Source organism: Alphaproteobacteria bacterium (assembly GCA_023898745.1).
In the GTDB taxonomy this organism is placed as follows: domain Bacteria; phylum Pseudomonadota; class Alphaproteobacteria.
In genome coordinates this window covers 272000-293893 of sequence record CP060237.1, presented here as the reverse complement: position 1 = coordinate 293893, position 21894 = coordinate 272000, and the positions used below count along the sequence as shown (strand labels likewise).

At 38.0% G+C, this 21894-nt stretch carries 21 protein-coding genes; 12 read left to right on the top strand and 9 right to left on the bottom strand.

Annotated features, from left to right (window positions below; genetic code table 11):
• Positions 1 to 103: 103 nt before the first annotated feature.
• Both H6850_01495 and H6850_01490 read left to right on the top strand, forming a co-directional pair.
• On the top strand, positions 104 to 2797 hold the full coding sequence (locus tag H6850_01495) for a translocation/assembly module TamB domain-containing protein (protein USO02645.1): 2694 nt from the start codon (positions 104 to 106) through the stop codon (positions 2795 to 2797).
• Positions 2798 to 3224: 427 nt separating this feature from the next.
• Complete coding sequence (locus tag H6850_01490) at positions 3225 to 4019, top strand: hypothetical protein (GenBank protein USO02644.1); 795 nt, start codon at positions 3225 to 3227, stop codon at positions 4017 to 4019.
• A gap of 580 nt (positions 4020 to 4599) precedes the next feature.
• Here H6850_01490 and H6850_01485 read toward each other — a convergent pair.
• The 3 genes from H6850_01485 to H6850_01475 form a co-directional block, all read right to left on the bottom strand.
• Positions 4600 to 5022, bottom strand: a complete 423-nt coding sequence (locus tag H6850_01485) for a hypothetical protein (GenBank protein ID USO02643.1) — start codon at positions 5020 to 5022, stop codon at positions 4600 to 4602.
• On the bottom strand, positions 5022 to 5459 hold the full coding sequence (locus H6850_01480; GenBank protein USO02642.1) for a hypothetical protein: 438 nt from the start codon (positions 5457 to 5459) through the stop codon (positions 5022 to 5024). Before H6850_01480 ends, H6850_01485 begins: the two co-directional genes overlap by 1 nt.
• Before the next feature lie 258 nt (positions 5460 to 5717).
• Positions 5718 to 7031: a hypothetical protein gene (locus H6850_01475; GenBank protein USO02641.1), complete on the bottom strand. Its 1314-nt coding sequence runs from the start codon at positions 7029 to 7031 to the stop codon at positions 5718 to 5720.
• A 117-nt stretch (positions 7032 to 7148) separates the two neighbouring features.
• Here H6850_01475 and H6850_01470 point away from each other — a divergent pair, with 117 nt between their 5' ends.
• Entirely contained in the window at positions 7149 to 8471 is a 1323-nt protein-coding gene (locus tag H6850_01470) for a hypothetical protein (GenBank protein USO02640.1), read from the top strand.
• On the opposite strand, the gene H6850_01465 is transcribed toward H6850_01470, so the two are convergent.
• Entirely contained in the window at positions 8468 to 8860 is a 393-nt protein-coding gene (locus H6850_01465) for a hypothetical protein (GenBank protein USO02639.1), read from the bottom strand. The two genes, H6850_01470 and H6850_01465, sit on opposite strands and share 4 nt — an antisense overlap.
• Before the next feature lie 31 nt (positions 8861 to 8891).
• Positions 8892 to 9401 (bottom strand): winged helix DNA-binding protein, encoded by a 510-nt coding sequence (locus H6850_01460; protein ID USO02638.1) that lies wholly within the window; start codon positions 9399 to 9401, stop codon positions 8892 to 8894.
• 107 nt (positions 9402 to 9508) lie between these two features.
• On the opposite strand from H6850_01460, the gene H6850_01455 reads away from it, so the two are divergent.
• From H6850_01455 to H6850_01445, 3 genes are all read left to right on the top strand, one after another.
• Positions 9509 to 9922: a TraR/DksA C4-type zinc finger protein gene (locus H6850_01455; GenBank protein USO02637.1), complete on the top strand. Its 414-nt coding sequence runs from the start codon at positions 9509 to 9511 to the stop codon at positions 9920 to 9922.
• Positions 9923 to 9985: 63 nt separating this feature from the next.
• A complete protein-coding gene (locus H6850_01450; protein ID USO02636.1) occupies positions 9986 to 10441 on the top strand; it encodes a hypothetical protein in 456 nt (151 codons plus the stop codon).
• 125 nt (positions 10442 to 10566) lie between these two features.
• Positions 10567 to 11229 carry a hypothetical protein gene (locus tag H6850_01445; protein ID USO02635.1) on the top strand — a complete coding sequence of 221 codons (663 nt, stop codon included), beginning with the start codon at positions 10567 to 10569 and terminating at the stop codon, positions 11227 to 11229.
• Between the two features lie 86 nt (positions 11230 to 11315).
• On the opposite strand, the gene H6850_01440 is transcribed toward H6850_01445, so the two are convergent.
• The gene (locus H6850_01440; GenBank protein ID USO02634.1) at positions 11316 to 11516 is read right to left on the bottom strand and encodes a hypothetical protein; all 201 of its coding nucleotides are present in this window, start codon (positions 11514 to 11516) and stop codon (positions 11316 to 11318) included.
• 263 nt (positions 11517 to 11779) lie between these two features.
• Between H6850_01440 and H6850_01435 the strand changes: the two genes are divergently transcribed.
• Positions 11780 to 14665 carry a hypothetical protein gene (locus tag H6850_01435; protein ID USO02633.1) on the top strand — a complete coding sequence of 962 codons (2886 nt, stop codon included), beginning with the start codon at positions 11780 to 11782 and terminating at the stop codon, positions 14663 to 14665.
• 423 nt (positions 14666 to 15088) lie between these two features.
• On the opposite strand, the gene rodA is transcribed toward H6850_01435, so the two are convergent.
• Positions 15089 to 16141 carry a rod shape-determining protein RodA gene (gene rodA, locus H6850_01430; protein USO02632.1) on the bottom strand — a complete coding sequence of 351 codons (1053 nt, stop codon included), beginning with the start codon at positions 16139 to 16141 and terminating at the stop codon, positions 15089 to 15091.
• A 213-nt stretch (positions 16142 to 16354) separates the two neighbouring features.
• Here rodA and ruvB point away from each other — a divergent pair, with 213 nt between their 5' ends.
• A complete protein-coding gene (gene ruvB, locus H6850_01425) occupies positions 16355 to 17320 on the top strand; it encodes a Holliday junction branch migration DNA helicase RuvB (protein USO02631.1) in 966 nt (321 codons plus the stop codon).
• A 128-nt stretch (positions 17321 to 17448) separates the two neighbouring features.
• Here ruvB and H6850_01420 read toward each other — a convergent pair whose 3' ends face one another.
• The gene (locus H6850_01420; GenBank protein USO02630.1) at positions 17449 to 18036 is read right to left on the bottom strand and encodes a hypothetical protein; all 588 of its coding nucleotides are present in this window, start codon (positions 18034 to 18036) and stop codon (positions 17449 to 17451) included.
• Between the two features lie 147 nt (positions 18037 to 18183).
• Between H6850_01420 and H6850_01415 the strand changes: the two genes are divergently transcribed.
• Genes H6850_01415 through H6850_01405 form a run of 3 tightly spaced genes read left to right on the top strand, consistent with a single transcriptional unit; the run spans position 18184 to position 19396 of the window.
• The gene (locus H6850_01415) at positions 18184 to 18498 is read left to right on the top strand and encodes a hypothetical protein (GenBank protein ID USO02629.1); all 315 of its coding nucleotides are present in this window, start codon (positions 18184 to 18186) and stop codon (positions 18496 to 18498) included.
• Positions 18499 to 18528: 30 nt separating this feature from the next.
• Complete coding sequence (locus H6850_01410) at positions 18529 to 18825, top strand: hypothetical protein (GenBank protein USO02628.1); 297 nt, start codon at positions 18529 to 18531, stop codon at positions 18823 to 18825.
• A gap of 19 nt (positions 18826 to 18844) precedes the next feature.
• Positions 18845 to 19396 (top strand): hypothetical protein, encoded by a 552-nt coding sequence (locus H6850_01405; GenBank protein USO02627.1) that lies wholly within the window; start codon positions 18845 to 18847, stop codon positions 19394 to 19396.
• A 3-nt stretch (positions 19397 to 19399) separates the two neighbouring features.
• Here the strand turns inward: H6850_01405 and H6850_01400 are convergent, their stop codons facing one another.
• Positions 19400 to 19993 carry a triosephosphate isomerase gene (locus H6850_01400; protein ID USO02626.1) on the bottom strand — a complete coding sequence of 198 codons (594 nt, stop codon included), beginning with the start codon at positions 19991 to 19993 and terminating at the stop codon, positions 19400 to 19402.
• 233 nt (positions 19994 to 20226) lie between these two features.
• Between H6850_01400 and H6850_01395 the strand changes: the two genes are divergently transcribed.
• Positions 20227 to 21735 carry a peptidyl-prolyl cis-trans isomerase gene (locus H6850_01395; protein ID USO02625.1) on the top strand — a complete coding sequence of 503 codons (1509 nt, stop codon included), beginning with the start codon at positions 20227 to 20229 and terminating at the stop codon, positions 21733 to 21735.
• Positions 21736 to 21894 lie beyond the last annotated feature (159 nt).

Sequence of the window (21894 nt, the reverse complement as noted above, 5' to 3'; positions counted from 1 at the left end):
GTGAGAGGGTGTGTCATGGTGAGGAGCTGAGCTCCGTGGCCATCCACTGGATCACCACGGCGCTGTGCGCCTCGTGATGACGAGTTGTACAGTAGAGGGCAAAATGTTTCGAAGACTATTTCTTGTCTTTCTATTTTTTCAGTTGCCTCCTATCCAAAATTCCATTATTAAAAGCGCGAATTTTTTAACAGCTCCTTTGGGGTATACATATTCTTTTAACCAAGTCTCAGGTTTATTTCCATTTTTTATTAAAATTGATCACTTTGTTGTATATGAAGGTAAAAAACAATTCCTGACAGGAAGAAACTTTTACCTCAATTGGCGGCGCGTGGCGGCAGATTATTTGTGGATTCGTCAAACAAACCCAGATGCGTATACAGATTATTATGCTGTGTATAACGGATTAAAAAAGTTAACCTTTTTTCGTCGCATAGATCTACATTGTCTGCAATATGAGAATCATTTTTTCGCCCTGCAATCGATCAATAAATCTGGTTTTAAAAAAGCGCATCTTGTGTATAGGGATAACAATAATTCTGAAAATGATTTTGAAGCGCGTCTTAAAGTGAAGGAAACAGATGGCTTTATTCAGTTCAAGACTTTGAATTCGATGCATGTTTCAAAAATTCATCACGATGCAAAGCAGTTTCATATTTTCTTTCAAGATTTTATTTTCACCTCTGATAAAGAGATGAAAAAACATCGATTATTTTATAAGAATCAAGCAGTTAACACAGAATTTTTTGGGAATGTTTTATCTATAAAGCATACAGATTTTAATGCAAAAATTGATTTGTATAAGAGGGATGGGGTTTTTCAATACAAAACTGAAGCACCGATAAAAGCACAACTTTCGTTGAAGGGCGATCAGTTGATTCTGTTTTCCAAAACGGATGTGTTTTTGCGATATGATATGGTGCAAAATGTTGGGTTTATCCGATATGAAAACAATACGGCGCTTTACAAAGATGGAGTCTTTAAAAATATTCAGATCCATCTAAAGGATTTTCAAAATCTGCACAATATTAAGGCTGATGGGTTTTTGAGTGTTAGTGCGATTCCTTATTTCAATATAAAAGCGCAGATATTCAACAAATACCCCGTGGAAATTGATCTTACGCCTCGCAATATTTTTGCACGCACAAAATATTTTGAAAGTACGTTTGAATGGAACTTTAGTGAGGTATATCTTACGCACTTTAAAGGTCAAAAGGCCGTTTTGAAGCGTAAGACATTACTTTATCCTATAGTGAGCAATTTGGAACTTGTGTCGGGTGCCAAAAAAGTTTTGGTATTGAAAAATTTTGACTACGAAGATTTTGAAAAATTATATATGGATTGGAAAATCTTCTTACCGTTTGTTCATTGTCATGCCAAGGCAGATATTTCCAAAAAACAGACGAAAGATAAATCCTATTATAGTGGTGCTGTACAACTAAAGCGAATCAAGTCGTTTTATTTGGATAAGATGATGGATATTTATTTTAGTGTGAATAAAGAGGCGCTGGATATTAAAGCAACTATGGCGTGCCGAGATTTTATGAAAGGCGGTTTCAATTTAGATACACGTAAAGGGTATGCGATTTTTCATACCCAATCTCAGGATATTTCTATTCCAGGCAATGAGATTTTGGGCAATGTTGAAGGGCGTGTGGATATTATGCAAGATGATGATTGGCGCTTAAATGGAAGTGTATTTGTATCAAATGGGCGTTTTGAAAATAGCGATTATGGCGTTGTGTTAAATAACGTCAAAACAGATATTCATTTTGATAATGAGCTAATTAAATATACTTTCAGCGCAGATCAATGCAAAAGCTCTGGATATTACAACATTAAAACCGGCAAATCGTTTTATCGTCTGAATTTAGACCAGTACAATGCAACACAAACCGATGATTTAGCTTTAAAACTAACAGGCGAATTGGAGGGTACACTCAATCCTTTATATGCTAAGGGGCAGATATATATTGACGAAGGGTTTTTAGTGATCAGAGAGCCGCCTTATGAACAATCGTTCGATTTAATGAAAGTAGAGACTCAAAGCACCTCTGTAACATTTCCTTTTGCGTGTGATATTGACGTGGCGATTCGAGAAAAAGTTGGCATGGATGCATTCGATTTGAAGGCGGACTGGGAAGGTAAAGTGTCTGTTCATGTGCACAATGAAATTTTGGAGATTGTTGGCGCATTAAAAGCGCGTAAAGGTGGAGATATTAAGATATTAGGAACGCCTATGGTCTTAAAGCATGGATCTTTGGTATTTGAAAAAGAGGATGCCTTAAATCCAAAGTTGGATCTTTTGTTTGAAACAGAAATGGAAGGCAAGACACTGAATGTTCAGGTGAAAGGTGAGGTACAGAGCTTGGATATGCCAATATTCTTTTCTACGCCATCTATGTCCCCAGAAGACGTAATGAGCTACATTCTTTTTGGCGCTCCAACTCAGAAACTATCTATTACTGATGCAATTCGATTAACCTTCTATTTGACAAAGTTTAAAATGTTTACGCCAAAGTCAGGGTTAGACATATTGATGGAATATGTGGATTTGAAAAAAGTAGATGAAGAAGATGACTCAGGTACTCAAGTGATAAGCATTGGGAAGAGGTTCGGGGATTTAAAATTTGCGCTTGAAAGACGCTTGAGAGGTTTAGAGATTCAAGATATGAAGGTTTTGCTCGGGTATAACCTAACAAAATCTATGGCACTTGAGGTGAGTATATCCGAGTTTGAAGAAAGAGATCGGATGAATGAGCTGGGAGCAATGTTGCGGTATAAGCAGAGCTGGGAGTAGGTGTGAGCGAAGGGGAAAATTGCGCCGTCATCACGAGGAGCGCATGAATTTCATCATCCTGAGCTGATTCATCCCCACGAAAAATATGCGCAGACGTCATCACGAGCCTTGCGTAGCAAGGCGTGGTGATCCAGAAAAACATGGATGGCCACGATTTTCTTTCGAAAATCTCGCCATGACGGGCTCAGAGTCGTCATCACGAGGAGCGCAGCGACATGGTGATCCATTGAGATAGCCCACCTTCGCTCGCCATGACGTGCTTTCCGTGCACCGTCATCCTGAATGAGCGAAGCGAATGAAGGATCTTCCTGAGACAGACTTGAGAAGATCCTTCGCCTTCGGCTCAGGATGACGATTTAAAAAAGTAAATTTGAATAATACTTAAATATTTGTCAAAATAAAATAGAAGTATATATTTTCTTTTACTATGACAACTGCAGCACTGCCCGTAAGAAGTACTCTGCCTCAAAATATCATGACAATTCTAAGCGTGAGCCTAGCGGTTTCATTTGCTGTCAGCCTCATGTTTTATAGAATTCAAATGGCGAATTTTCATAAAAAATTCTTAGAATCACTACAAGCAACCGTTCCGAATTACGATAAGTTAATTTACAATCAAGGCAATATTAGAAGTTTCAATGCAGATAAGTTGATCACGTATGAAGACTTTGGATATGACGAATTCAAAAAAGAAAAAGGCAAGATTGTTTTAAATTGGGATCATATTGCAAGAGAGCATAATATTCCTGAGCAAACTGGCGAAGTAAAGCGTATCAATCTTGATAACGTTGTTCAGCTAGAAGCCTTTGATCAAGATGTATTTACAGTGAAAAATGGACGCATTAGCTTGGATATTCCTAATATTTTGGCAGAAAATTATGTATTAAAAGATGCAAATAAATCTAGAACGATTGATACAAGACTGTTGAATACGAATGATAATCTTAAAGAGTTATATATTGATTTGAAGACTGGTTTAGTGAATCATTTTTCTAACTTAGGTAAGTTTACAAAATCTATGTTGAAAAATCGCACATTGATTGTGGATAGCAATTGGCGTGAAACTTTTGAGCCTTTAACGCAAATGAGCCAAGGGCAAATTTTACCACTTGCACCTTGGAAGATTCGCTCCACAGCTGAGGATGTTGGGGATTTTATAGGGTATTTTGCGGATTTGGTAGACTTGGAAGCTGCGAAGAGTGCGTCAGTGTTGACTGCATAGTGCGGCGTCGTCATGGTGAGCGTAGCGTGGCTATCCATCCGTCTTCGCAAATTTTGCTTTCAGCAAAATTTAGCTACGACGAGATTGGTTGAGTCGGAGCGTGTGAAATGGATGCCTCGCCGAAGCTCAAAGAGCGAAGGCGGGCACCTCCATAGATCACCGCGTCGCTGCGCTCCTCGTGATGACGACAGATATAACACTCCTCGTGATGATGTAAGCGCTAAGAAACAATACTCGGCCGACTCAATAACTCCACACATACCCTTAAAACAACATATAATCCAATATAATACTTCACCAGTAATTTATCGCGCCTTTTATAAGGAATTAGCTCGTTATTGATAGGTTGGGGCATAGGTTTCATTCTGAGCTTGAGGCTGTGTTTCATATAAAATAACACCTGTTTTCTTTAGGACAGCATGAAAAAGGTTAAGAAAAGTTTATGGCGGCAGGGGTGTCATTACGAGGAGCGCTATATTTTTCGTCATCACGAGGAGTGTTATATCTGTCGTCATCACGAGATCTGCGAAGCAGATCGTGGTGATCCCTTGTGGATGGCCATGATGTCCCGCGGTGCATTTCAAAACCCTGGCGGTTTAATTGACCTCTTAGGCGCATCTCCCCCAAACTCAAATGCATAAATATCTTTTAAGCACGATCCCAAAATACCAGCCAAAGTAGATATAATAACCAATATTTCACTGGAAAGATTTGGTTTTTGCATTAACCAAAAACACCCTCCTAACCCTAAACAAACAAAACTAAAAAAGAGAAATCGTCTGTAGAAAGATTTATTGGTGAGGCGCGCTTTTTGCCTATCAATTAAAACCATCTTATGCATTTCTTGCTCAAGCGTCATCAAGTGTTTATAAAGTTCAAGCGCTTTATCAGGATGCTCTTTTAGGATGCGAGATAGTTCTAACGGATCTTTGGTTTGTAGCAATCCAGGAAAATGTTTGGTGAAAAATTTTGCTGTTTCTAAGGCTAACGTTATCCAGTCCATTATACTCTCCCTTTGAAACAAATTTGTACAAACTTACTTGCAGCATCTTTTTTGTAACCTCTGTAAGATACAAGATCACCATATTGTATCGCGCCACTTTCTATGCCCGACAAAAGATTTTGTGTGATATCAATGACACGGTCATCATTTTTAAAATACGCCTGTGCAATGTGTGATAGTGGTAAAGTATCGCTATAAACTCCACCACACGGACTGTTTTCTGTAAGCGGGTCTTCAATCGCAAATGTATGTTTGTGAGTGAGATTTTCATGAATGAAAGATAGTGATAATAAACGCCCTTTCGCATCAAATTCTGGTCGCATTTCAAATGTAAGTTCTAAGTGTGGATCTGTGGTGAGGTTTAGCTCACCCTTAAAAGATATTTTTGTTGGCGTTGGTTTGGGTTTTGCTGCAGGAGAGGGGATGAAGGATTTCATGTGACACAAAATATGAGTGAATCTTTTTTACTATATCAGATCATTCCATTTCTTCTTAAAGATAGAAGTGTGAAGGGCTTTTTTAGTTATCGAATATGGACAATCTGCTATCTATCCAACTGCGCAGCTATTTCATCCAGCGTGTTAAATCAGAAGAAAGGTGGTTAGTCTTGTGCATAAACCTATCTTGGTAATTTAGGTCTGCGTTACCAAAGTTAGATATTAGATATGTGTTACTTGCCATAGCTTTTAATAATTTTAGAGTTGCTCCAACACATAACCGTTTCCTGTTCGGTTAAGGCGCACTCCGATCCATGCCTCGTCAAGAGGCAAATTGGGGTCATCTTTTAGCTTTTGATAAATTATTTCAAGCCACTGGTCTTTTAAATTTTCGGGACCCACTTGTTGGCTATCGTTGATGAGTGCAAGATAACTACGCCACAAGCTTCCTACTTTTGCGTTTGGTCGGGATTCGGTTAAAAGTTTCAGGTCGTTTATGATTGCTTTTTCTGGGTTAGAAGTCATGCGACCCATCATTTCAACACCTTGAGACAGTGCTGTTATGAGTGCGTCCATACCATCCGATATAATTTTTTTTACTTCAATAACGAAATTTATAAATTTATCTGGGTCGTTTTTATAGGGCGTGTTATTAAGATAAGAAGCGAGTATCACAAGATCTTCTGACGGGTCTATTGCGTATAATTTCTCTGCATCAGCAACAATTTTATCCCAATAAGATTCTTCTAAATAAGCAAACAGAGTAAGTGCATAAGATAGTCTGCGGTCATGAGATTTGCTCATGAGTTTAGCAATTAAAGGTGTGACTCTTGTTCTTAAGCGTTTTATTTCATTGTCATCCTTGTTTGTGATGAAAGGGCTCAGAGAGCGAAGCAAATCATCTGCAGACTGAGATGGATAAGGATAGTTCATAGAAAAGTCAAGTGTATTGTTATTTAGCAGTTCTTCAAGCCACGCACGTGCCTCTGGTGACATTTCACGTAATTCTGTGAGTTTTTGCCCGATTGCAGAAGCTTTTAAGTGGTTAATTTTTTCCGTACTTAAGTTTGGAAATAATTCATGCATTTCTATATTTTTTATTAAGTTTTTTGCACCCAAGAAAATTGCTATATTTTTCCAAAATGTTTGATCTTCTCTTTTAAATTCAACATTATTTCCATTTATATAATTCATGAGGTCATTAAATATGAGACGATCTGCCTCAATTGACAAAGTTATGCCGTTTGAGTTTTGCGTTGGTATTCTGACAGTATATGTTCCATCAGGGTCTGGATGATCATCTAACCAAGTTGTGGGATCGGTTATTTTCGCCAGTTCTTCCATTTGTGCATTTATTATGGTTTGACGCGTTACAATACCTAATTCTCTTCCCTTATAAAAAAGTTTAAGTTGCATGTTTTCATCATCTGGCGCAGCATACAAAGATGCATACGAAACATTGGAAGAAACCTGTGATGTTGTGCTATAGGAACCTATCCAAAGCAGTAAAGGCAGCGCCCAAGAGACACATATAGCCAACACAAGTTTTCCAGCAAAATTATTTTTAGACATGAGGGTATTTGTTTTTTAATTTCTTCATTATAACATTTTTGCATTTTGTGTTCTATAGTGCAGAAGTTTGATATGTGTGATATACTCAAGCTATAAACGTACCTAAATTTATAAAATATGAGCAAAAATTATGGCGTTATTCATGGGGCGGTTTTTTTAGGGAGTGCGTTGATTTTTCCCACAATAACATTTGTAGGTGGGTATTTTTTTCGCAAAGAATCTGATGATTCTGGAGAGGATGTGCAGTCAGATGAAATAGTTATGGCAATAGCAGGCGAGGGTGAGTATGGAGCTCCGATGGTTGACAGTGATGGAGATCAAGATCCAGCAATTGGACCCGAAATTTTAATTCAGCCATATTTTTTGCCTAATCCAGTTCCAAATGCACAGGTAATGGAGGCGCAAGGTTCTTTTACAGAAGCTTTATGGAAAGTCAAAGGTGTTCATGTGATGGATCCAAGTCGAAGAGTGAATGATTATATTATAAAAGTTTTGCAAGAAAATGCGGTAGCTGCTCAGCAAGCCAGGCAGGCGTATTCTGTAACAATCGAAAGTATATTGCTTGCGAGATCATCTCCAGAGTCAGAGCTTTATAATTTAAAGCATTTAAATGAAATGAACCCGTTTCTTGTAGCGCAGAATGCCTTAAGGGTAATTATGCCTGTACAAGTTGTTTCCCGGAGAGATATTAATCGATCGTGGGTCATTATGCCATGTGCGCCAGGAGTTTCTATAATAGCCTTTCTGCGAGATCGTAGGAATGATGCAGATGCTTCAAATGTCTTAGCAGATTTCGGACGAAGATTGAGAAAATTTCATAAATTTATGCATGGGGCGCATAATGATTTAAACGCGAATAATGTGTTTTATGACAAAGAGACAGGCGTGTTTAGTTTAATCGATGTGCAGTCGATGAATTTTTCATACGATGAAGTCTGCAAGCAAGACCTTCTTTTTGATGTATTTATCTTTCGGCCAGAATTTATTGCGGTGCTATATAAAAAACTTGGAGAAGACGCAGAGTTTCGACAGGAATTTTCTGGAATTGTGCAGGAGTTAGACATGGGTTTTGAGCTTGATCAATATCGAAATAGCCAAGCATTTACGGATTATTTTTATCGTTTATGTAGGCATAATGAGAGTATTAGATTTCTTAGACCATACAGAGCTCTTATGAGGCGCAAAGATTTTGTGGAGCAGAGTTTAGCAGCAGTACCCCAACCATTGAAAGATAAAATGTTTGAAGAGTATCTTTTTATAGAAGATGTAAAAAAATTTGCAGACTCTATCGGCATGCTAGCATTTAGCCCTGAAGGTAAAGAAAGATTACATCCTGTTATTCATAATTTTTTGGTAAATTACGTGTCTGAAATAGACGATTCAGAGAGTTTTGTTTCTCAGATGATCATGAGCCATACGAACTCGTATCCTCTTTTTTAACCGGAAATAGGTAGGGATTTTTCCTGAGCAGACATCAAAAGCGGTTTGTCACGTTTCCAAGAATAATCCCCCCATACGATTTCTTGCACTGTTTTAGAGTGTTGCCATAATTTTTCAGAGAGCTCCTTTATCTGATTTTCGGTTAGACTTCTAACATTAATGAGGCGTATTTTTTCTAAGCTCTCCAAGCCTGGCTGACTTAAAATATTTTCCAATTGATCTATTATTAACTTATTCCATTGACCGGTCGTTGAGCGCAGTTCTAAAGTTTTTGTGCCATTTGGAAACGCCTGAGGTATATCAACTGTAGATCCCTCCTGGATTGAATATGAAAACACTACAGCTGCAACGGCTTGTGTTTGCTCAGCAGAACTGAATAAAAAAAACATGCTTCTCCTAAATTATCAATAAAATATATTCTTACACCATTCTTATAAGAACATATTCAAGCTTCGTCAAGGTCTCTTTCAAATTTTCGAAATCTTGATCAGACAAACCATATTTCAACAACACCTTCTTTTGCTCCTGAATTGCCTTATGAAGCTTCGTATACACTTCTTTTCCTTGTTTTGTAAGTGTCAAATATACAGAGCGTCGATCAAATTGAGATGGCTCTTGTTTTAAATATCCTGCAGATGTGAGTTTTTTTACATTATATGAGACATTTGAGCCAATAAAGCAGCCTTTGTCTATGACTTCGCCTATAGATAACTTACGATCACCAATATGATACATAATCATGGCTTGCATGTTGTTGATGTCCAAAATTCCTAATTTGCTTAGCTCAGTTTTTAGCACATCTAAGTAGAGTTTATACACAACTTCAACAAGGGAAATTGCTTCTAAATGATTTTCTCGCATGCCAATAACATATTTTATTTTCTTTCCAATAGAATGGAATGAGAAAAATAAATAAAAAGTTAATTTCAATAGTTATATATGTTTTTTTATTAAAATTTTGTATAAATTTTATTGAGAATTTGATCTTGTTTGTGTTCTAATAATTTTATGAAGTTGGGAAATTATTTTGCAAGGTAATGAACAATAATCAAAAAGATTACACCCCAGAAAATGAGGATGATTTTATGAATGAAGAGCAAAAGAGTTATTTCAAGAAGAGACTTGTGAGCTGGAAACAGTCTTTATTGCAAGAGCGTCAAAAGGCTGAGAAGATTGTGGAAGCGTCCCTAGAGTCGGATATTGCGGATATTGCAGCGAAAGAAACGGAACAAAGTTTAGCCCTAGCATCTAAGCAACGTGATAGCTTGTTGATTGAGAAAATCGATCAAGCGTTAAGCAAAATTGAAGATGGATCTTATGGGTACTGTGAAGAGACGGGTGAGCCAATTGATATCAATCGTCTCATTGCAAGACCAATTGCAACACTGAGTTTGGAAGCGCAAGAGAAAAAAGAGAAGTTAAGGCGTTTTCAAACCAGACGTCATGCATAAAACGCTCCGTCATCGTGAGTCCTCGCTCTGTCATCCTGAGCGTAGCGAAGGAGCTTCTTGAGTATGTCTCAGGAAGATTCCTCTCGCGCTACGCTCGCTCAGGATGACGAGTCTGTGGCACCTTCTAACACTGCCGTTATCTCAAAAATCTTACACGACCTTGCCTCACCCCTGACGGTTTTAAATTTTTTATCAGAAACGCACCCTGATATTAAAGACGCTGTTGATGATATGACATGGCGGTTTAAGTGTTTCCGTCATATTTTTGTCAGTACATCTATCCCAGCCCATGAGGCGCAAGATTTATCCAGGCATATCAAAATTAATCTGGAGGGTGATGAATATAATAAAATTTTTGTGCTTTTAGGATTTATTTTTAGGAATACACCCATGAATCTTAAAATTAAACATCATAAATTAGAACTTTCCAAAGCGGATATTAAAAAAGACGATGAGATTTTGATGCGTGTTTTGAAAGAAGAATTAAAGCGTTTTAATATTACACTTTTGATGATATAATGAGATAATAGATATTTGTTGCATAACGCATCGTCATCACGAGGAGTGTAGCGACGTGGTGATCCATTATGGATGGCTACGAACTTCCAGGTCTCGCCATGACGCACGCCGTCAAGAGGTGAGAAATGTCAAATTTATTCGGAAATTTTTTTGAGGATTACCCCAGAGGATTTTGTTTATTTTTATTGGTTGGAGATGATAAAACTATTTTCTTTGGTCCGCGTACAGAACATTCTTTCGCAACACAATTATTGTACAGTAGCTCAGCAAGCTTAATCACAGATTTGCGTCGCATGCTTAAGAATCAGATAGCATTTAATATCGAGAATCCAGATAATAAAAAGCCTTTTAGTCTGTTTTTTAGTGAAAGAATTGGCCATTCTGCTCAGTATGCTCAAGATGTTGCCGCATACTTTTCTCAATTTTTAAATCAGTATGTTTTTAGTGCAAATGCATTAAATGAATGCGGCGCACCGATTTATCTTAAGAATATCTTTTACAATGGTTACAGTGGTGGCATTGGAGTTGATAAGAAAAAAGATTTTGCACATTTGATTTATGACCATCAAAAAACACTTGAGTTGAGTCCGAGGCATAAAATAACACTTGAAGTACCTGATATTGTGAGATTTGAGTGCCCTAAACCCCCAACTTTGCCTGAAATGAAAGAGCCTGAGGTGCAAACAATTTATGTGCAGCAACCCCCTGATTATACTTGGATTTTTGGTATGATGATTGCGGCAATTGCAGCTTTTGCGCCGCTTGTATATTACGCTGCGAAGGATTGAGCGACTTCGAAGTCTCGCCGAAGCTCAAAGAGCGTAGGCGGGCTACCTCCATGGATCACCACGTCGCTGCGCTCCTCGTGATGACGTCACGATGACATCTGCTTCCAAAATGCGCACATCTTTTTTTCATTCTTCTCGCGAATATAAAAATAATAATATTCATGCATATGCATGCAGAAATGCGTTAATATAAAGCTTAAAACTACAGTGAGCAAGGTTTTTCTCAGATCATAATGCACCAGGCCTTCCACAAGACTAAGCGCTAGGAATTTTATATAGTTTTTCAAAAAACCTCACTTGATCAAGAGCTTCTGCTTCATTGTGGAAGGAGAAAGTGTGTACAAAAGGTTAACCCGCCTACGCTCTTCAAGCTACGGCGAGGTTCCGTTTCGTACGCTCCGACGCAGTCGCGTCGTAGCTATTTCGCCATAGCCCTTTGGGCGATGGCGAAAGCGAAGACGGAAAAAATATTTCAAAAATACTTAAATATATATTTTAATATTACTTAAATATGATATAATAAGGTAAAGAATCTTAATGATTAAAAATTATGGCAAAGTTTATTTATAGTTGTCAAAACGAAGGTTTTACACTTGAAGTAGATGATTCAACTAAGAATTACACACTCAAAGGACCCGTTTCACAAACAGGAAAGTTGGTAAACAAGAATATCAGCATTGGGGCGAATAATAAGTTTTACTGTTGCAGTGACAGTCAAACTGTTCTTTTGCTTTTAGTTGATCCTGCAGGTCAATATGAGGCGATTGAGTTTAATCATATGGGGCAAGTGAGTCAAACATTTGTGCCACGTTGTGGTAAGTTTGGTGCGCAAACTATGTGCGGAACTTGCGATGAGTTTTTAGCACTTACATGTTGCGATATTTTAGATACAGTAACACCTCCAGCTACTCCAGCTTCTCCGGACGACACTCAAGGAGAAGATGGGTTTAAAGAGATTTATGTTGCAATGAAGGAAAATGGTCAAATTCTTATTTATCGCTATACTCACACAGGTAGTCCAGTGAATGTAGGCAGTATGAATACTCCAGACACAGGGCCTTTGACGCTACAAAAAATGGGCTTTCCAGGTAACGTATTAGAATTAGTTGATTTAAATTGTTGCGGAACAGCAACGCCAGGCCTAACTGATATAGGTTTCTTGCAGGTTATTGCAAGAGATATAACTGATCAAGAATATGTTTCAGCTGCTATAAATCCTGCAGCTCCTTCAGCTACACCTATTGATTTAGAGCAATTTGAAGCCCCTACAGATTTGCCACTTTCAGCGAGCTTTATAAAAACATTCTGCTGTAATAACCAGTTTTTTGCTGTATTTGAAGTGAATGGACAAAATAGAGTTTATAAGAGCGCAGCAGCAGCAGTTTTGAATCAAGTTGGGTTAGTTGACCTCAATACGGGAGCTGGAAATCATTTAGTTTTAGGTGCCTCAGGTGATAAATTTGTTAGTTTGTTGTGTTGTGATGTAACAACTGCAGCAGATTCTGAAATAGTTGTGATCATGAGAGGAACTGATGGAAAATTCAAGTTCCATATTTTTGAAACAACTGGCGCAACAACACAAGCTTCTGGCGTTACTTTCGGTGCTGGAAATGAAGCGTTTGTGAGTGTCACATGTTGCGAAGAGGTTGATCAAGTGTTCGTAACACTAAAAGATGCAAGCGGTAAATTTAAACTATTTGGATTTAATAACGCAGGCGGTCTCGTAGGTGGAACATTCACAAATGGACTTACTTTGTTTGCGCATGAGTGTAATGCAGATATGGATTTGCAATCTGAAGTAATTTTTGTGTTCCAAAATGATGATATGCAAAACTTTATTTTCATCGTTGATCCAGATGGAACAAACGTGATTTGTCCAGCGTCTGTTGGGTATTGTGGTGATATCGTTGAGAGAATTGAATGCTGCGATATTGCAAAAAATTCAGATACAGGCGCATTTGAAAAGCGTGCAATTTTCGTTGTGTTGAGAGATGCGAGACTAAATCAATTGCGCCTACATGTTCTAGTTGTGACGCCAGCAGGAATGGGAATTCCAGCATTGTTGTCTCAAACGATGAATTTAGGAACTCCAGGCGATTCTCTTGCGCATATTGAGTGTTGTGATTTCACGAGAGAAATTATTACAACAGGAGCTTCAGGTGATAAAGAGTTCGTTGTAGTGTTAAAAACACCTCAAGGACTTCATAAACTTGAGCTTTATAATATTAGTGAAAATGGAACAGGTGTAACTGAAGTTTATGGACATACGTATCCTAAGACACTTGGTCTAAAAGGAGATAAGTTCTTTGCGCTTGTATGTTGTGAGCAAACAACAGATATTAAGAGACTCATTCTTGTTTTGAAAAACGAGTGTCATTTTAGTGCTTACAGTTTCTTAGATCTAACAACAACCCAAGCAACAGTGGGTCAAAAAATAAAAATTGCGCAAGATGCAATTTTGCAACAATATTTCCAATATGTGGATGATGGTGTTGTGTTTGCTTACAAGATTTCCGGCGGGTCAAATGTGTTGTTTATTTTGAATGCAGACGGCACAACAAGAATTTGCCCAGTGGAGTTGCCTGATGGACGTGTGCAAAATGTTGGATTCTGCGATATCGATAACAACGGATTTAACGAATTAATCGTTACAATGAAAGAGGCAAATGGACAAACACGCTTGTACGTTTTGACAGATACAGGAACAACTGTTCCAATTTTCAGCCGTATCATTGCAGATCGATGTGAGCGTTTTGTAGATTTCTTGTGCTGTGATCTAGATAATGATCACAATAAAGAGCTTGCGTTCTTGTTTAGAAATGATAAAACATGTTGCTATCGTTTGGTTGTATATGATCGTTATGGTGATAGATGTTTCTGCCAATACATTTCAGATGAAGGTTTGCAATTTGTAAACATGTCATGCTGTGGCGTGAGAAATGATGAGAGCAATGATGTAATGCTCACATTCAAAAATCACAAAAAAGAGTGCTATACACTTTATGCTTATAACTCAAAAGGATGTAGATATCGTTTGTTTGATTTGCAATTCAAAGAGTCAAAAACTGAAGTTGTGTTTAGATATACAGTAGGATTCTACGATGAGCGTCCAAAGCTTTACAAAGTAACAAAATGCGGCGATCTTGTGCACTGCCCAAAGACATGTTGCTCAAAACCTAAATGTGATGAAGGTATTTATCATGATGATCATCATGAAGCAGATTATTGCGGTAAACCAACAAAAAGTTGTGGATACAGTGAAGGATGTGGCTTCACTGAAGAAAAAGAACCAAAGAAAAACTTTAAATGCAAAAGCACATGCTATGATGATGAGTATTTTGAAGAAGAGTGTTGCAACTTAGGTCAAGGATGTTCTCAAAGCAACTGTTATGATAGATCAGGTTGCTGCAATTACGGCCCTAACGGTTTCTACTAAAAAAATCTAGTGGGGAGCTGTTATAACAAGCTTACCCATCCCCACGAATTTTCTAAAATCCAAAAAGTCTTAAACGCTTAACCATGCAAGCTTTTCTTCTAGAGAAATGGATAGAACAATATAAGGACAGCTACCGTCATGGCGAGCGCGCCTTAGCTTTAGCGAAGGCGGCGTGGCCATCCATGTTTTTCTGGATTACCACGCCTTGCTACGCAAGGCTCGTGATGACGTCTGCGCATATTTAATTCGTGGGAATGAATCAGATCACGAGGAGCGCAGAGCGACGTGGCGATCCAATAGATGGCCATGCTTCGCTAGCCATGCCAACCTCAGGGGTGTCATCACGAGGGATGAAGTCCCGTGGTGATCCATAATAGATGGCCATGCTTCGCTAGCCATGACGATCTATCCAAAAGATTCTTTTTAAACAAACCGTCTAACTTTTGGCAGATGAAAACGATAGACAATTCCCAAAGATAAAAATAAACTCAAAAGTGATGTGCCGCCATAAGATAAAAAAGGCAAAGGAATTCCCACAATTGGCAAAATTCCCATGCACATTCCCATATTCACAAATGCGTAAACGAAAATGGATGAGATCAATCCGCATACAGTAAACATTTCAAAGCGATTTTTGAGACGATCCGCACGGTTTAGCCCCCAAACAATGATCCAAAGATAAAGAACAATTAATACAACAGCCGCAATGCTGCCCCATTCTTCAACAATCATGGCAAAAATAAAATCTGTTTGCTTCTCTGGCAAAAATTGTAAACGTGCTTGTGTGCTTTGCATGAACCCCTTCCCAAACAAACCACTGGATCCAATAGCAATTTTGGATTGCATCACATGGTATCCAGCATTTTGAATATCTGTTTCAGGAAATAAAAATACCAAGATACGTTTTTTTTGATATTCATGTAAAAATTTCCATAGAATTGGTGATAATCCGCCCAATGTTAAAAATGCTGCGCCAAATTTCCATAACTGAATGCCGGATGATAAGGCCATAAATAAACTGCTGCCCATAATCAGCAGAGCTGTCCCTAAATCAGGCTGTTTTGCAATAAGCAGAACAGGAATCATCACCATAAATGCTGGCACAACAAGGGTGCGCATTTGTGTAATTTGATGTTTGAAGTCGCCAAAGTAACGGGCTAATGCAAGAATAACCGCGATGCGCATAAACTCAGATGGCTGCACATAAAGTGAGCCAAAATGTAACCAACGTTTGGCGCCCATTCCTACAAAGCCCATAAGTTCTACGAGAATGAGCGCAATTAAACAGATGAAATAAAAGGGGTAGGACCATGCATAAAAAAATGGTCTAGGTAGTCTTAATGTTAAAAGCATAACCATCACGCCTATGCCGTAGCGCAGGATTTGTTTGAATGCCCATGGGTGAAAACTACCATCTGCAGCAGAGTAGAGAGTTGCAATGCTAATGACAAAGAAAACGATTAGGATGTAGGGCATATCTTTTACACGTCATAACGAGGAGTGAAACGACGTGGTGATCCATTTATCTGATTATTATAATTGTACAGGCATTTTATGGCATAATAAATAAAAAACATAAGGGCGCACAGGAACGTCATCACGAGGAGCGCAGCGACGCGGTGATCCATAAGGGATAGCCACGGTCCTTCGGACCTCGCTATGACGGTCGGCGGCTCATAACAGGTTACTATGCAACGAGACGAAGATATTATTGACACCATACGACCCAGTCATTTTGATGACTTTGTAGGTCAAAAACCAGTGTGTAAAAATTTAAAGGTGTTTATTGAAGCCTCAAAACTCAAAAAAGAGGCATTAGACCATGTTTTGCTCTACGGCCCTCCAGGTTTGGGTAAAACAACTTTGGCCAAAATTATTGCAACAGAGCGCAACGTTAATATCAAAGAAATATCAGGACCAGCCTTAACAAAGAGCGGAGATCTTGCAGCAATTTTAACAAACTTGAATCCTTATGATGTTTTGTTTATTGATGAAATTCATCGTCTCAACATCAGCGTTGAAGAGTTATTATATTCTGCCATGGAAGATTTTAAAATTGATATCATTATTGGTGAGGGTCCAGCGGCTAAATCTATCACATTAGACCTTCCAAAATTCACTTTGGTTGGTGCTACGACACGTGCAGGTTTGTTGACACAGCCATTGAGAGAGCGCTTTCTAATTCCCTTAAGATTGCAGTTTTATGAAGAAGATGAATTGGTGAAAATTATTAAACGCGCATCCTCCATCTTTAACATTGAAATAGAAGAAGAGGGGGCGTATGAGTTAGCGAGATGTTCACGCGGAACGCCACGTATATGTGGCCGTCTCATTCGTCGTATTCGTGATTTTGCCACAGTGAATAACGTGAAAGTTATCAATAAAGAATTGGTTCAATATGCTTTGAAAGAACTTAATGTAAATGCACTAGGTTTAGATCTACAAGATTTAAAATATATCAAGTCTATTCAAGAATTTTATAATGGCGGGCCTGTAGGAATTGAAACATTAGCTGCTGTGTTATCAGAGCAAAAAGACACTATCGAAGATATTATTGAGCCATATCTTATCCAAAAAGGCCTTGTGAAACGCACATCAAGAGGGCGTGTTTTAACAGATAAGGGGTCTGAATACTTTTTGGCTCACGCATCTTAGTTTAGATGTCATTACGAGGCGCAGACCGCCATGGTGATCCAATGAATGGCTCCGCTCGCAATGACGATTTCCATCATCATGAACCTTGCGTAGCAAGGTGTGGTGATCCATAATGTGTGACTTCGGCGCTATAATGATGCCGCGCTTTCGTTCAAAAGATTTTTCACATGCTCCAGCGTTTCCAAAATCAACTCCTGTGGATATTTCACTTTTTCCACAATATCCTTATACCCTTTTAAATGCCAGTATTCATAAGATTCAATATCATATTTACCTTCTGCACAGTAGGCGCAAAACACCATTCGTAAAGATTCTAAAGATTTTATATCTTTCTGTTTGGGAGGTGTTTTTGTTGTGAAGCAAACCAACGTTTTGTCATAGACATAATCTATCGTTTCTGTAATAACATGATCGCCCAAAGGTTTAGAAATCGCTTGGTATAATGGCGCAATCTCTTTGAGAGAGTTAAGAATACGACTTTTTTGATAATGCCAAAATATGGCATCATCGTAATCTATGGACTCCGTCATGGCGAGCGGAGCGTGGCCATCCATTGGATCATCATGGCTCTCTAGCCTCCCTATGGCAATGCGTTTCACAAATCGCTTAAACGGCTCTTTGGATTTCAATCCATAAATATAACGTGCTTCAAATTCTAAGGGGTCCTTTACATATGTTTCCAGAGCTTTATGGTTTAGATTTTTAGGAAATTTCATTGTGCTTATTTCTGAGGAATCACCATATTATTTATTATCTTCGTGTGAAAATGCAATTTACCCCTTTTGTTATTTTTATATTGACTTTTTTAAGAATATATCCTATCAAGTAATCAGAATACAAAATAGAGAATTAAATTTATGTTTATGCTTTTTGCTACGCAGCAGCCACCACAAGATAAAGTAGTCCAACATATGGCAACTTTATCAAGGCGTATAAATTTTCATCAAGGTGTGTTTACTTCTCAAAACTTAGATGGCACTAGTTCTGGATGTCAGAAAAGTATTAATAGATTGGTTGATGCGCTGAATAAATCCCGCCATCAAGATGCCTGGAGCTTATACTTTCAAGCCCCACTTTCTCTAGAGGCTAGTGAAGTATTTTTATACGATGATAAAAATATAGGAAAAGATCTTCTAGTGGCTTTGACTTACATAAGCCAACAATCTTTAACTCCTTAAAGATCTGACAAAGATGTATCTGATTTATTGATGAAATATGAAAAGCGTTATGCAGAGCGTAAAACTTGGGCAGATTATTTAACTATGGCGCTGAGCATATCTTTTGTATATTGTGTACTTGATTATTTATATTTAAAAGCAGGTTCAAACAAATCTATCCATGAAGATTTTGTCGATTTTGTTAAAACTGGACCATTTTCTTTACTGTTATTTACTGCAATTCCTGCAATGAAGTTGGTTTTAGAGGGATTTAATGTTTTTTATAAAGAAAGCTCTGATGTGTATGAACTGCGAATTCGTATCAAGTCTCTAAAAGAACTTTTATAATATCCTAGGAGGCACAAAAATGTTTTTTTATTTTGTAAATACTTCTTCTGATGATAAGATTCCAGAAACCCAGCTTTTATTAAATTCTTCTATATCTACTCCTAGAAAACTTGCATTGACTAATATATCTGAGGGGATGAAAGTTATATTAGCGAAACTTGAATCTAAATATGTTTTTTCATTTTTGTCTGCGGATGGAATGGATGAAAGAAATAAAAATGATGTTGCGTTACACCATATTGTAAAATGTTTATCTTATCTTGAATCCAATAGATTTACTTTAGAAATAAGCACCAAATTATTTTTCGATGTATCAATTAACGTTTTGAATTGTCTTAAAAAAATTTACCCATTGCCTCAAAATTATACTGAAAGTCATTTATTTTTCTATGCATGTATGTTGTATGATGTGCAATTGAATCGAGACAATCAATTAATCTGGGATCTTATAGAGATTCTCCGACCGCTTTACGAGTATAAAAAAAGTACTTGGTTAGGGTATTTAGAGAGTCTTACTGATTCAGAGTATCCTGAGTCTCCTAAGAGAGTGGAGAAAGACAAAAAAGCGTAACGGTTATCTTATAATATTCTGCATTTCCATGACATCCAAACTCGCTCCCCCAATCAAAAATCCATCGCATGCATCACGCAAACTATCGGCATTTTTACTGTTCACAGAACCGCCATATAAAACCGTCTCGCATTCAGTGCGCATTTTAAATGCATTCACCATCAAGAAAATTTCAGATGGTTTAGGTGTTTTGCCAGTTCCAATAGCCCACACAGGTTCGTAAGCAATCATATAGCTTTTTGGATCAAGGTCGATATCCATAAGTTCTGCACTACAGATAATTGGTGTCATACCTGCCTCAATGACGCGACGCGCTTTTTCCAATACAACAGCTTCTGTCTCGAATGCTCTTCGTTCAGAATGTCCCACAATAACATAAGAGCATCCTGAATCTTTGAGCATTTCAGCACTTACCTCACCTGTATAAGAACCTTTGTAGTATTGGCTACAGTTTTGCGCTCCAACAGTCAGTGCACTGTTTTGAAAATGATGGATTAAGGGGTAGGGCGGGCAGACAATAACGTTCATGAGATGTCTTTTATAAGATTCACATAGCCCTTTATCTCCATTCATCTTCCAGTTTGCTACGTATATCATTTTAGAACTCCTTGTTGTAAAGGTCCGTCATTACTATGGATGGATGGTCAAGGTCCTTCAGGACCTCGCCATGACGGGCTTAGATCGTCATCACGAGGAGCGTAGCAACGTGGCGATCCATAAATAGGTGACCAAAGTTCTGCTACGATGACGAGTATTTTCCCTCTAACCATTGTTACAATGGAGAATTTTTATTACAGTGTAAATAGGTAAAATACGGACATCAATAAATTATGGTTCAAAGTAAATGGCTTAAATGGGGATCTGTTGTTCTCACAGTTCTGATTATTGCAAGTTTTGTTTTGCAGGATCGCTATGGACTCATCTCATCCACACAAAAGCATTTTGCAAAGATTGATGGCAAATCCATTAACAACAGAAAGTTTTTCCAATTGCTAGATCATCAAATTAAGTCTATCAAGGAAAAATCACCTCATCTCACAATGGACGATTTCAAAATGGCGCACTTTCCAGAGCAAGTGCTAGATGAATATATTGGAAGCACGGTGAGAATATTGGAGTTAAGACATCAAGGTTTTACTGTTTCTGAAGATATGCTTATTAAAAAGCTTAACCAATATGGTCAAAACTTTAACCTGTACTTCAACCAGATGGATCCAGAGCGCAAAAAAGTTATGCTTGAAGATGTAAGGCGTGAGATTGTCGAGCAACAATTGGTATTGCCATATCAGTTTCCAAAAGGCTATCAGAAGCTTATTCATCAAAGTTTTAATTCAGATCGTGTGATTGATGTGATAACTATTGATTATTCCAGTATAAATGTTTCTGAAAATCCAGCAGAAGATGAATTGCAAGCAGTGATCGAACAAAATCCACAAGCGTTTATGACGCAAGAGAAGCGCTCATTCTATTTAATTAACTTGAGTCGCAAGAAATATAATTTTACACAAGACGAACTTCAAACATACTATAAGAAGCATAAAGAAGCCTTTATTGGATCTGACAAAAAACCACTGATTTTTTCAAAAGCCTTGCCAGAGGTTGAAGCGCAGCTTCGTTTTGCAAAAATTGCTGAAGCTGCAAAAAATCTCAAAGCGCGCATTGAGAATGATGAAATCAATATTGATGATATCGAAGCGCAAGGATACAGAAAAGAAACTTTTAAGAAAATGACGAAAGAAACGTTATTTACCTATAGTTTACCTGTTTTGAATTTTGCGTTTGAGCAAGAGTTAAATGTTTTATCGGATGTGTTTGAAGATCCAGCAACAGGCGATCTGTTTGTTGTGCAAGTATATGAAATTGATCCAGAGACACAAATGAAAGGCGCAGAATTGCAAAAAGCCGCTAAGAAGATGTGGTCTGTCAAAAAGAAAGAAGAAAAAGCTAAACAAGATCTTGAAACTTTGTATCAACTCGAACGCAAGGTTCAGGAATTTTATGAATTTGTAGCAAAGCGTAAATTTAAAGTGAGACGTAATGTTGCAATCAACCGCGCAATGCAAAAGACAGAAGGTCTGAACCCAGAGTTGTTGTTTAGAGTATTCCAAACATCTGCAGACGGAAAAATGGTTTACATTTATACAGATAAAGGTATAACGTTAGCGCGTATTATTAAGGATGAGCTATACAAAGGCGGTGCATTTGAAACAAAACAAGCTGCACAATTCTTTGGTCAAACTGCGCATCAAACGGTTATGTCCACATTCTTGCAACACTTGTCCACACGTCACAAGATTGAGAAAGATGTGGATTATCTGTATCAGGAGATTCAATTCTAGTCCAAGCATAGACGCCGCGCCGCCGTCATGGCGAAGCCCCGCGAAGGTGCTGCGGCCATCCATCCGTCTTCGCTAATTTTGCCAAAGGCAAAATTTAGCTACGACGAGATGATTTATCATCGAGTAGGAGTGTGTGTCTCGCCGAAGCCCAAAGAGCGT